We start from the raw sequence: 12,535 nt of genomic DNA on the forward strand, positions 1-12,535 counted from the left end.
CTTTCAGGGGCGCGCGAGTACCGACTCTAGCGCCCCTTCTCCGCCGCCAGATGAATCGCCGCCCGCACTCGCGGATACGTGCCGCAACGGCAGGCCACCGGCGTCATTGCCGCGTCGATATCGGCATCGCTCGGATTCGGCTTGTGCTTCAGCAACGCCAACGCCGCCATCAATTGAGCACTCTGGCAATATCCGCACTGCACCACGTCGAGTTCGGTCCATGCCGCCTTTAGCGCTTGCGCCTGGCGTCCCTGCATCCCTTCGATCGTCGTAATCTTCTGCGTATTCAGCGTCGACATCGGCGTCTGGCACGCAAGGCACGCGGCATCATCCAGGTTAATCGTGCACGCGCCGCAAATGCCGACGCCGCAGCCGAACTTCGTGCCGGTCATGCCGAGGTCGCAACGCAACACCCAAAGCAGCGGCATATCGGGGTCTGCTTCGACCTTGACCTTGCGTCCGTTGATATTCAACACGCCCATTGCCGCCTCCTGAATCGCAACAGCTAAACCAGGCCATTCGCCGCGCCACGCGTCACTTCACCGCTTCAGCCCGGCATTCGAGCCACAACGGCAATCTGCGCAAACGCTCGCCGGTCAGCGCGAACACCGCATTGGCCACCGCCGGTGCAATCGGCGGCACGGCCGGTTCGCCGACACCTTGCGGATGCAACTGACTCGGCATGATGCAAATGTCGATCGCCGGACACACGTCCATCCGTACGATCGGAAATTCGACGAAATTCTGCTGCTGCACCACACCGTCGACGATCGTGATCTCGTTCTGCAACGCGCTGGACAGACCGAACACGATGCCCCCCTCCATCTGCTGACGAATCAGATTCGGATTCACCGGCAGGCCGCAATCGATCACACACACCACGCGATGCACGCGAATCTGCTGCTGCGGCCCGATCGACACTTCGGCGACCTGCGCGACGACACTGCCGAACGCCTCGTGCAATGCAACGCCGCGGGCGCATCGCGCGCCATCGGGAGCAGGCTTGAGGGGCTTTCCCCACGCCGATAACGCCGCGACACGTTTGAGAACGGCGAGGTGCCGCGGATGCTGCGCGAGCAGCGCCGCGCGAAATGCAACGGGATCCTGACCAGCCGCGACCGCGGCTTCGTCGATGAAGCTCTCGGTGAAGAACGCCTGATGCGAATGGCCGACCGAACGCCAGAAACCGATCGGCACCGGCAACTCGACGATACGGTGCGACACACTGGCGGCAGGCCATTCGTACGGTTGATCGAACGCGCCCTCGCAGGTGGTCTTGTCGATCGGAATACGCGGCACGCCGTAGTAGCGCGCGAGCGATTCCGGCACGATCGCCTGCCCCGCCGATTTCGCGTGCCATGCAACCAGTTTGCCGTGCTCGTCGAAGCCCGCTTCGAGCCGCGCCGCGCATGCCGGCCGATAGAAGTCGTGAGTGAAATCCTGCAAGCGCGACCAGATGGTCTGCACCGGACGGCCATCCGCTTCGCGCGCGATCATCGCGGCCTGGACGATGAAATCGAGTTCGAGACGCCGCCCGAATGCGCCGCCGAGCAATTGCGTCTGCAGATCGACCCGATCGGCGTCGATATCGAGCGCCTTCGCGACGTGCTGCCGCGCGAGCGCGGGCACTTGCGTCGACACCCAGATCGTCGCGCGGCCGTCGCTCACCTGCGCGGTGCAGTTCATCGGCTCGATCGCGCCATGCGCGAGATAGGGCACGTAGTACACCGCTTCGATCTTGCGGGCCGCGCGGTGCATCGCGGCGTCCATATCGCCGTGGTGGTAATACACGTGGCCGTCGGGTTCATCGAGCGCGTCGATCAGACGTTGCTCCACGTCCATGCTCGACAGGCTGGCCGCCGCGCCGTTGTGCCAGTCCACGTTGATCGCCGTGACCGCATTCATCGCGCGATACGGGTTGTCCGCGATCACGGCGACGGCACCGGTGCCGCCCGCATACGGCGCGACGGACAACGCCTTGATAAAGCCCCGCATCTTGCGCGCGGGCGTCACGTCGAAATGCGCGACCGTGCCGCCGAGCACCGGGCACATCACGACGCTCGCGTACAGCAAACCGGTGGGCAATACGTCGATACCGAAACGCGCGGTGCCGTTGAGCTTCGACGCCGCTTCGATACGGCGCACGGGCTGACCGATCAGCTTGAAATCGGCCGGCTGCTTCAGCACGACCTTGCGCGGCAGCGGCTGATGCGCCGCCAGCGCCGCCAGTTCGCCGAAGCTCGCCTTATGCCCCTGCGCGTGCAACACGAAGCCCTTTTCGACGCGGCATTCGCGAGCCGGCACATTCCATTGGTGCGCCGCCGCGCCGATCAACATCACGCGCGCGGACGCGCCGGCTTCGCGCATCGGTGTCCACAGATCGTTCATGCTCGACGAGCCGCCCGTCATCATCGTGCCGAACTCGCGCACCACCTTGCGCGTGATCCATACGACACCTTGCTTGACGAGGCTATCGTCGTCGGGACGAAACGGCAGATCGTCGACGATGCTCTGTACCGCGTTGTAGATCTTGTCGATCGGCGCGTCCTCGACGCGCACCTGCGACCAGTCGGCATCCAGTTCGTCGGCGAGCACCATCGCGAGGCCCGTGTGGATGCCTTGCCCCATTTCAGCCTTGCACATCATCACCGTCACGCTGTTGTCGGCGGCAATCTTCACCCAGCCATTCAGCGCGACCTGCGAGCCTTGCGTCGGCAGCGGCATGGAGCCTGTCAGACGCTGCCGCGGCGGCAGCACGCTCCAGCCGACCAGCAATCCGCCCACCACGCTGGCGCCGCCGAGCAGGAAGGTTCTGCGCGTTAACATGGCATGGCTCGTTCGACTCGCACGGTGACGGGGAAACGGCGAAGGCGCAAAAACGCGTGACTGCACTTTTGCGGAATAGTAATAAGACGAAGGGAACGTGTGGGACTTAAATGCGCGCGGTCAAGCGGACCCGCGGTGGGACACGGGAATGCGGGTGAAGGTGACGTGAAGCGAAATCGTGGGGCGTTTCATTAACAACGCAAAAACGGGGTGCATCGGCCCGCGCCGACACACCCCGCTGGGTTGCTTTCCTGCTGCGTTGCTTTCCTGCTGCGTTCAACGCATATCAGTGCATTAGCGGCGGTTCGAACCCGACATCACATCGATCCAGACGGCGAGCACCAGAATGCCGCCTTTGACGATCATCTGCCAGTACGCGTCGACGTCGAGCATCGACATGCCGTTATCGAGGCTCGCCATCACCAGTGCGCCGATCAGTGCGCCGTACACGGTGCCGGAGCCGCCGCGCATCGACGTGCCGCCGATAAAGCACGCGGCAATCGCATCGAGTTCGCCCATCGAGCCCGCCGACGGCGATCCGGCCGCGAGCCGCGCGGTGTTGACGATGCCTGCAAACGCGCACATCAGGCCCATCAGCGCGAAGATCGCGAGCTTCACGCGGTCGGTGTTCACACCGGAAAGCCGCGTCGCCTCCAGGTTCGAACCGACCGCGTAGATGCGGCGCCCGAACACGGTCTGCGTCGCGATCCACGTGAAGATGCCGAGCAGCGCGAGCAGCAGCAGCACCGGTACCGGAATACCGCCGTAGTTGTCGAGCATCGCGACGAAGCCCGCGAGAATCGCGCCCGCGCCGACCACCTTCGCGACGTCCTGCCAGAACGGCACGACCCGCAACTGATAGCGCTGACGGTTTGCGCGCTGGCGGATCGTCAGGAACGCGAGCAGCACGAACAGCACGACCGCGAGCGTGTCGCCGGCAAAGCGCGGCAAGTAACCCTGGCCGACGAACACGAAGCTGTCCGAGACCGGTGCGATCGTCGAACCGCCGGTCACGCCGAGCAGAATGCCGCGATACGCAAGCATGCCGCCGAGCCCGACGATAAACGACGGCACACGTCGATAGGTCGACCACCAGCCGTTGAACATGCCGACCACCACGCCGAGCAGCAGCACGACCGGAATCGTCACGCCGATCGGCCAGTGGCGATTGACGTCGAGAATCGCCGCAACGCCGCCGAGCAGGCCGAGCAGCGACCCGACCGACAGATCGATTTCGCCCGCGATGATCACGAACACCATGCCGCACGCGAGCATGCCGGTAATCGACATCTGCCGCAGCAGATTCGACAGATTGCGCGGCGTAACGAACGCGCCGTGCGTGAGCACCGAGAAGAAAGTCCAGATCACGGCGACCGCGATCAGCAGCGCGAGAATCTTGTAGCGCGCGAACAGTTGCTGAATACGCTGGGTGCCGCCGAATGCGCCGCGCGGTACGGCATTGTCGGTGCTTTGAGAAGTCACTTCGGGAGTCATGCGGCACTCGCTGCGGTTAAGTTCGAAGAAGGATGCACGGGACGAATCGCGGCGCTGAGGATGTCCTCCTGCGTGAGGCCATCGTTGATGAAGTCGCCGCGCAGCTCGCCCTCGCCGATCACCAGCACGCGATCGCTAATGCCGAGTACTTCTGGCAATTCGGACGACACCATCACGATCGACATGCCGCGCTGCGCCAGTTGAAAGATCAGCTTGTAGATTTCGTATTTCGCGCCAACGTCGACACCGCGCGTCGGTTCGTCGAGGATCAGCACTTTCGGCTCGGTCAGCAGCATGCGCGTAAGCACGGCCTTCTGCTGATTGCCGCCGGAAAGACTCGCGATCGACAGCATCGGATTCGCGGCGCGCACGGAAAGACGCTTCATCTCGGTGTGGATCGTGTCGAGTTCGGCCGCGGAGTCGATACGGCCCGCTGACGTGAAACGCTGCAACACGGCCAGCGTGATGTTATGACCGACACTCAGCCCCGGCACGATGCCGTGACGTTTGCGATCCTCGGGCACCATCGCGATACCCGCGCGGATCGCATCGATCGGCGCGCGAATCTTCAGCGGCTTGCCTTCAAGCGCGACGCTCGCCTCGCTGATGCCGGTATACGCGCCGAAGATCGCCTGCATCAGTTCGGTGCGGCCCGCGCCGACCAGCCCCGCGACGCCGAGAATCTCACCGCGCCGCAGCGAGAACGACACGTCATCCACGCGCTTGCGCCGCGGATTGGTCACGTCGAAACAGGTGACGTTGCGCGCTTCGAAGATCACGTCGCCGATCGGATGAGGCTCGCGCGGAAACAGGTTCTTGATCTCGCGGCCGACCATCAACGAGATGATGCGCTCGGTTGTCAGCGCATGCATCGGCTCGGTCGCCACATGCCGTCCATCGCGAATCACGCTGATCGTGTCGCATACGGCCGCGACTTCGTCGAGCTTGTGCGAGATGTACACGCAGGCAATGCCGCGCCGCTTCAGATCGCGCACGATGTCGAGCAGAATCGCGATTTCGGCGGAAGTCAGCGACGACGACGGTTCGTCGAGAATCAGCAGCTTCGCGCGCTTGTTCAGCGCCTTGGCGATTTCGATCAGTTGCTGATGGCCGCCGCCGTAGTTCATCACCGGTTGCGCGGCATTGATGCCGCTAATACCGAGTTCGCGCAGCAGTTCGTCGGCGCGCTGATACATCGCCGCGTAATTCATGCGGCCGCCGGGCAGCGTGATTTCGTTGCCGAGAAAAATGTTCTCCGCAACCGACAACTCCGGCACGAGCATCAGTTCCTGGTGAATGATGATGATGCCCGCGCGTTCGGTATCGCGGATGCTGGTGGCCTTCAGCGGCTCGCCTTCCCACGTGATTTCGCCGTCCCACGTGCCGTGCGGATACACACCGGACAGCACTTTCATCAGCGTCGATTTGCCCGCGCCGTTTTCGCCGCACAGGCCCACGCATTCGCCCGGCGAAACGGTGAGGTCGATGCCGTCGAGCGCTTTCACGCCGGAAAAGGCTTTGACGATGCCGCGCATCGTCAGAAGAGGTTGCGTCATTCGCTATTGCCTCGCTGCAAGGTGGGCGGGTGGCCACGCTTCACGGGCGTCATGGCCCGTGAAGCGTGGGAATCGCACCACGCCCGTGTTCCGTCTTATTTGCTCGCGAGCTGATCCTGCGTATAGAAGCCGTCCTTCACGACGATGTCGAGATTGGCCTTCGTCAGCTTGGTCGGCTGCAGTAGCACCGTATCGACCTTCTTCTTGCCGTTGTCGTATTGCGCGTTGAAGCCCGGCTTCTCGCCCTTCGCGAGCGCTACCGACAACTTCGCCGCTTCACCCGCGATCAGCTTCAACGGCTTGTAGACGGTCATCGTCTGCGTGCCGGCCGCCACGCGCTTCACAGCGGCGAGGTCAGCGTCCTGGCCGGAGATCGGTACCTTGCCCGCGAGGTTCTGCGCGGCCAGCGCCTGGATCGCGCCGCCGGCGGTGCCGTCATTCGACGCGACAACCGCGTCGATCTTGTTGTTGTTCGCGGTCAGCGCATCTTCCATGATGCGCAGCGCGGTCGATGCGCTCCACTCAGGCACCCACTGCTGGCCGACCACCTTGATGTCGCCCTTGTCGATTGCCGGCTGCAGCACCTTCAACTGGCCCTGGCGCAGCATCTTCGCGTTGTTGTCGGTCGGCGCGCCGCCGAGCAGGAAGTAGTTGCCCTTCGGCCGCACGTCGTAGACGCCCTGTGCCTGCATTTCACCGACCTTCTCGTTGTCGAACGAGATATAGGCGTCGATATCCGCATCGAGAATCAGACGGTCATACGACACGACCTTGATGCCCGCCTTCTTCGCTTCGGCCACCACGTTGCCGAGCGTCTTCGAATTGAACGGCACGATGACGATTACGTCGACGCCGCGCGAAATCAGGTTTTCGATCTGCGAGATCTGACGCTCTTCGCTCGCGTCGGCCGATTGCACCGACACTTTCGCGCCGAGCTTTTCCGCCGCGGCGACGAAATAGTCGCGATCGCGCGACCAGCGCTCGACGCGCAAATCGTCGATACAGAAGCCGATTTCCGGATGATCCTTGCTTGCATGCGCGAGCGGCGCGGCGAGCGAAAGGCTGGCGAGTACCGCTCCACACAGCAGCGAACTCAGTACGTTGCGACGCATTGCGAATTTCATCTCTGTCTCCTAGTGTTGTGATTAGCCGGAATCCCGGATGTGACGGTCTGTGCTGCGAGCAACAGACTCGGACAAGCGACAACCCACAGCTACCTGGTTCGCGCGGTCAGCGTGGCCGCGAGATCTTTGTATGAAGTTCTTTGTTGCTCTGGTTGCGCCGCTTATTGCAGGCATTAATCGATGCAACCGCGCGCTATTCAACGCCCGCTATAAATCGCCTGATTCACGATGTTTTCCATGCGCTCCTGCTGGCCGCTTGCATGCTGCGGATTGAGACCGCGCGTCAACGTGTCCGTCGCAAGCGCCGACAACGAATAATCGCCGGACAGAATCTTGCGGCCGAACTCCGTGTCCCAGCCCGCGTAACGCTGGCGCTTGAACTGTTCGAGACGTTCGTTCTGGATCAGCACGGCCGCGCGTTCGAGGCCGAGCGCGAGATTGTCGATCGCGCCGATATGACCATGAAACAGGTCTTCCGCATCGACGCTCTGACGCCGTACTTTCGAGTCGAAGTTCATGCCGCCGGTCGTGAAGCCGCCGTGGCGCAGAATCTCGTAGAACGCGAGCGTCAGTTCCTCGACACTATTTGGGAATTGATCGGTATCCCAGCCGTTTTGCGGATCGCCCCGGTTCGCATCGACGCTGCCGAAAATGCCGAGCGCGAACGCGGTAGCAATCTCGTGATGGAACGAGTGACCGGCGAGCGTCGCGTGATTCGCCTCGATGTTCACGCGAATCTCCTTGTCGAGCCCGTGTTGCTGCAGGAAGCCATGCACGGTCGCGACGTCGTAATCGTATTGATGCTTGGTCGGCTCCTGCGGCTTCGGCTCGATCAGCAACGTGCCCTTGAAGCCGATCTTGTGTGAATGGTCGACCACCATGTGCAGGAAGCGCGCAAACTGCTCGCGCTCACGCACGAGGTCCGTATTGAGCAGCGTGTCGTAGCCTTCGCGGCCACCCCACAGCACATAGTTTTCGCCACCGAGTCGCAGCGTCGTGTCGAGCGCATGGCGTACCTGGGTTGCGGCAAACGCGAAGACCTCCGGATTCGGATTGGTCGCCGCGCCGGCCGCATAACGCGGATGCGAGAACAGATTCGCGGTACCCCATAGCAGTTTGACGCCAGTGTCCTGCTGCTTGCGCGCCAGATAGTCGGACACGCGCAGGAAGTTCTCGCTGTACTCTCTGATGCTCGCGCCTTCGGGCGCGACGTCGGTATCGTGGAACGTGTAGTACGGCGTGCCCAGCTTCGAGAAGAATTCGAATGCCGCGTCGGCCTTTTGCAGCGCCCGCTCTATTGCGTCGCCCGGTTGCTGCCATGGGCGCCGGAACGTGCCCTGACCGAAGATATCGACGCCCGGCCACACGAACGTATGCCAGTAGCACACCGCGATACGCAGATGTTCTTCGAGTGTCTTGCCGAACAGCCGCCTGCTTTTGTCGTAATGGCGGTACGCGAGCGGATTGTCCGATTGCGGGCCTTCATAACGAATCTCGGCAATGTGGTCGAAGTAAGACATCAGCGTCTCCAGTTCTTGTTGCGTCGCAACCCACGCGACGGCACCGCGCCAGCCGACGAGGTGACGCCATGCTGCCGTTTGCACGGTGTGTCGGCAATTGCGAAATTGCGCAGCCCGCTTGATGTTTCTTACCGCCCGCGCGTTTGTTTATCACCGCCGCGCGATTCGGCGGCCTAGAATAACCAGACGCTTAAAACGGGCCGTCAACAGCTGCCCAATAGATAGGAGACAAAGGCACGGTGGTGCAGTCATCCATCCGCCTCTTACCGCTATGACCCGTCCGCAAGCACCCCAGACGACCCATCGGATCGCGCTGCTGTTCAATGCGAACAAGGTGTACGACCGCGAAATCATCACCGGCATCGGCAACTACCTGTTGTCGACGCGAGTGGCATGGGACCTGTTCCTCGAAGAAGACTTTCGCTGCCGGCTCGCGGGTATTCAGCGTTTCGACGGCGACGGCATCATCGCGGACTTCGACGATCCCGCTGTCAATGAAGCATTGCGCGACTGTCCGCTGCCGGTCGTCGCGGTGGGTTCGTCGTATGAGGACCCGACGCAGTACCCTCCGGATTTACCCTATATCGCCACCGACAATAGCAAGCTCGTGTCGCTCGCGTACACGCATCTGATCGGCGCGGGACTGGAGAACTTCGCGTTGTACAGCCTGCCGCAGGCGCAGGAAAATCGCTGGGCGCAGCAACGCGAACTGGCGTTCAGTCATTTGCGCGCTCAGGACGGCCGCAGTGCCGAGCAGATCGACAGCGAGATTTATCGTGGCTTATCCACGAGTGCGACGTCATGGAATCAGGCGATCGAGCAACTGACCACGTGGCTGCGGCAACTGCCGAAACCGGTCGGAATCATCGCGGTGACGGATGCTCGCGCGCGGCATCTGCTGCAAGCGTGTCTGATCGCGGGAATTCCGGTGCCCGAGGAAGTCGCGATCATCGGCATCGACAACGATCCGCTCACGCGCACGCTGACGCGCATCCCGCTTTCGTCGGTGATTCAGGGCACCGAGGAAATGGGCCGCACTGCCGCGCACATCCTGCATCAGATGCTGCACGGCGCGCGTTTTCCGGGGCGTCGCATTCTGGTGCCGCCGGTCGGCATCAACGTGCTCGAATCGACACGGCATCAGCCGCTCGCGAGTCCATACGTGATGCGCGCGCGGCATTTCATCCGCCAGTACGCGTGTCAGGGCATTCGCACCGAACAGGTCGCCGACTATGTAGGCGTGTCGCGTTCGTCGCTGGAGGAGTACTTCCGGCGAGAACGCCAGTGCACCGTGCATCAGGAAATCCTGCGCCATAAACTCGATGTCGCGAAGTCGCTGCTCGCGAAACGCGATGCATCGAGCGCGGAAGTGGCGATTCGTTGCGGCTTCACATCGCTGCAGTACATGTACGCGGTATTTCGTCGAGAACTGGGCTGCACGCCGCGCGAATATCAGGCGCGCGTGAGTAGTCCGAAGCCGGCGAAAGCGGCTGGTTGAAAAATCCTTTTCCTCGCTTTCTTCCTCTTTCTCTCGCACTGGCCAATGATCAGCATCGCACAACTTTCTTCCGAGCCGTGGGGCGCGCTGCAAGGCGGCGATCGCGTCAGGCTCTATACGCTGCGTAACGCGCACGGCATGAAGGTCGCCATCAGCGACCTCGGCGCGACGCTGGTTTCGTGGCACGCACCGGATCGCGCGGGACGTCTCGGCGATATTCTGCTCGGCCACGACACTCCCGACGAATATGTTGCGGCAACAACCTACATGGGCGGACTGGTCGGCCGCTGGGCGAATCGCATTGCCGACGCGCGCTTTTCGCTCGACGGCATCGAGTACACGCTCGACCGCAACGAAGGCCCGAATCTGCTGCACGGCGGCACGGTCGGTTTTCATCGTCAGCTCTGGGACGTCAGCGAGGATAACGGCGCATTGCTGATGCGGCTGGAGTCGCCGGAAGGCGACGCCGGGTTTCCGGGCCACGTGAGCGTACAGGTGCGCTATTCCCTCGACGACGACGGCACGTTGACGATCGACTATGAAGCGATCACCGACGCGCCAACGCCGCTCAACCTGACGAGCCACCCGTACTTCAATCTGACCGGGCACGCCGGTACCGACATTCGCGGTCATATGCTGTCGATCGACGCGGATCGCTTTTTCGAAGTCGACGCCGCGTTGATTCCGTGCAACCTGGCCGAGGTCGCGGGCAACGCATTCGACTTCCGGCAGAGTGCGCCGATCGGCGCACGGCTCGACTGGCCTCATGCGCAGCTCGCGGTCGCCGGAGGCTTCGATCATTGCTACGTGCTACGCGACGCGGAAAATGCCGGCGTTGGCCAAAGCACACCACAACTGCGCGAGGTCGCGCGCACCTACGATCCGAGCAGCGGGCGCGAGTTGACCGTGTCCACCGATCAGCGCGGCCTGCAGTTCTATTCCGGCAATGCGCTGAACGGCAACGCGGGACGCGGTGGCGTTCGCTATCAACGCTATGCCGGTTTATGCCTCGAAGCAGCCGGTTTTCCGAACGAGGTCAATATGCCGGAGCAGGAACAGGTGATCGTGCGACCCGGTAACACATACCGGCAAATAACCGCTTATCGCGTCGATGTTCGCAAGGGTGTGTAGCGTCTGCTTACGCGCGCTTTGCCATTGTTTTACGAAAGCCGGCACGTTGGGATTACAACGCGCCGACTGGTTGTTTGCGGCAATACTGAATTAACACCCTGGTAGTTTCCCTAGGACCCGATGCTTCCTAGACTGCCGTCCATGGGTGCTGCTGATGTCGCGGCGCCGGACAGACAAAGTCGGAGGGAAACATCATGAAATCACTGATTCAAGCAGTTGCAGTAGCGGTCGCCATCGCCGCACCGGTCGCGGCGTTTGCGCAATCCGAGCAGCCGGTCACGCGCGCGGAAGTCAAAGCGCAAATCCAGCAGCTCGAACAGGTGGGCTACAACCCGGCGAGGGCAACGGACTCCACCTACCCTGCTGATATCCAGGCAGCCGAAGCACGCGTATCCGCGCAGAATGCGATGGCTCAAGGCGACAGCACTGGTTATGGGATGCCGGCGGCGGGATCGTCGCAAGCGGGGCAGCATTCTGCGGCGCAGTGATGGAAGGCCGGAACCGATAGTGAATAGCGCGGGACCGGCCCGTATCGACAGAACTTGCACTACTTGTCCAAGGGCAGCCGCGGCGTGGCTTACCACTGCAGCTAGCAATCGCTGACCACGTGCGGGTCGGAAAGTCTGCCTACCCGCACGACATGAATCAACACCGCGCTCACGGTCACGACGCCGCCTGCGACGACCTGCAGCGCCGGTCTTTCGCCGAATGCGGCCCAAATCCATAACGGCGCAAGAGCCGTTTCGAGAAGCAGGAACAGCCCTGCATTGGCCGGCGGAATAAAACGCACGCTGAGCGTGAGCAAACCGAGCGATAGCGGCATGACGAGCGCACCCTCGAACAGGATCCAGATTGCTCGCTCGGAAATCAGCAGGGTCGAGATTTCGCTTACTGGCACATACCGACCGCCAATCACCAGCAACGACGCGACAAGTGCGCCAAGCGACGGTAGACCGGCAGTGCCGCCTTCGACTCGAGAGGAGCACAGGAATGCCAGTGCCATCGACACCGCGGTAACAAGGGCATAACAATTCGCCGCAAATGCGCCGCCTCGTTGCGTGTCATCGATCACCAACGCGACGCCGATCATCGCCAATGCCGCAGTAGCCAACATTGCGCGATCGATCGGCTCGGAAAAGAAGGCCCGCCCTAGCAGTGCGGAAAGGAACGGCGTCGACGAGATGATGACGAGTACCGACGCGACTTCCCCATGCGCGATTGCATTGACGAATGTCATCGATGCGATGGCAAAGAAAAAGGTTGGCCATACATTCTGACGTGTCGGCCACGGCTTGCCGATCAACAACCGCGAACGCGGCACGACGCAGTAGACCACCATGAAGGTAGACCACATCAGAAGGCCGCGCATCGCAACGATCGCCCACG

General features: G+C 62.2%; 10 protein-coding genes. 3 read left to right on the plus strand and 7 right to left on the minus strand.

Annotation, left to right across the window (positions count from 1 at the left end):
- Positions 1-26 precede the first annotated feature (26 nt).
- From L0U82_RS31130 to xylA, 6 genes are all read right to left on the minus strand, one after another.
- Complete coding sequence (locus tag L0U82_RS31130; RefSeq protein WP_233837041.1) at positions 27-482, minus strand: (2Fe-2S)-binding protein; 456 nt, start codon at positions 480-482, stop codon at positions 27-29.
- A gap of 52 nt (positions 483-534) precedes the next feature.
- A complete protein-coding gene (locus L0U82_RS31135; protein WP_233837042.1) occupies positions 535-2,826 on the minus strand; it encodes a xanthine dehydrogenase family protein molybdopterin-binding subunit in 2,292 nt (763 codons plus the stop codon).
- A gap of 294 nt (positions 2,827-3,120) precedes the next feature.
- Positions 3,121-4,320 (minus strand): sugar ABC transporter permease, encoded by a 1,200-nt coding sequence (locus L0U82_RS31140; protein WP_233837043.1) that lies wholly within the window; start codon positions 4,318-4,320, stop codon positions 3,121-3,123.
- Entirely contained in the window at positions 4,317-5,876 is a 1,560-nt protein-coding gene (gene xylG / locus L0U82_RS31145) for a D-xylose ABC transporter ATP-binding protein (protein WP_233837045.1), read from the minus strand. The genes L0U82_RS31140 and xylG overlap by 4 nt, the downstream gene beginning before the upstream one ends.
- A gap of 95 nt (positions 5,877-5,971) precedes the next feature.
- Positions 5,972-7,000, minus strand: coding sequence for a D-xylose ABC transporter substrate-binding protein (gene xylF, locus L0U82_RS31150; protein WP_233837046.1), 1,029 nt, complete (start codon positions 6,998-7,000; stop codon positions 5,972-5,974).
- 197 nt (positions 7,001-7,197) lie between these two features.
- Positions 7,198-8,520: a xylose isomerase gene (xylA, locus tag L0U82_RS31155; protein WP_233837047.1), complete on the minus strand. Its 1,323-nt coding sequence runs from the start codon at positions 8,518-8,520 to the stop codon at positions 7,198-7,200.
- Positions 8,521-8,791: 271 nt separating this feature from the next.
- Here xylA and L0U82_RS31160 point away from each other — a divergent pair, with 271 nt between their 5' ends.
- From L0U82_RS31160 to L0U82_RS31170, 3 genes are all read left to right on the plus strand, one after another.
- Positions 8,792-10,018, plus strand: coding sequence for a XylR family transcriptional regulator (locus L0U82_RS31160; protein WP_233837048.1), 1,227 nt, complete (start codon positions 8,792-8,794; stop codon positions 10,016-10,018).
- 45 nt (positions 10,019-10,063) lie between these two features.
- Positions 10,064-11,149, plus strand: a complete 1,086-nt coding sequence (locus tag L0U82_RS31165; RefSeq protein ID WP_233837049.1) for an aldose epimerase family protein — start codon at positions 10,064-10,066, stop codon at positions 11,147-11,149.
- Positions 11,150-11,343: 194 nt separating this feature from the next.
- On the plus strand, positions 11,344-11,637 hold the full coding sequence (locus tag L0U82_RS31170) for a DUF4148 domain-containing protein (protein ID WP_233837050.1): 294 nt from the start codon (positions 11,344-11,346) through the stop codon (positions 11,635-11,637).
- Between the two features lie 101 nt (positions 11,638-11,738).
- On the opposite strand, the gene L0U82_RS31175 is transcribed toward L0U82_RS31170, so the two are convergent.
- Positions 11,739-12,455, minus strand: coding sequence for a DMT family transporter (locus L0U82_RS31175; RefSeq protein WP_233837051.1), 717 nt, complete (start codon positions 12,453-12,455; stop codon positions 11,739-11,741).
- Positions 12,456-12,535: the final 80 nt, after the last annotated feature.

Source organism: Paraburkholderia sp. ZP32-5, assembly GCF_021390495.1.
GTDB lineage: Bacteria > Pseudomonadota > Gammaproteobacteria > Burkholderiales > Burkholderiaceae > Paraburkholderia.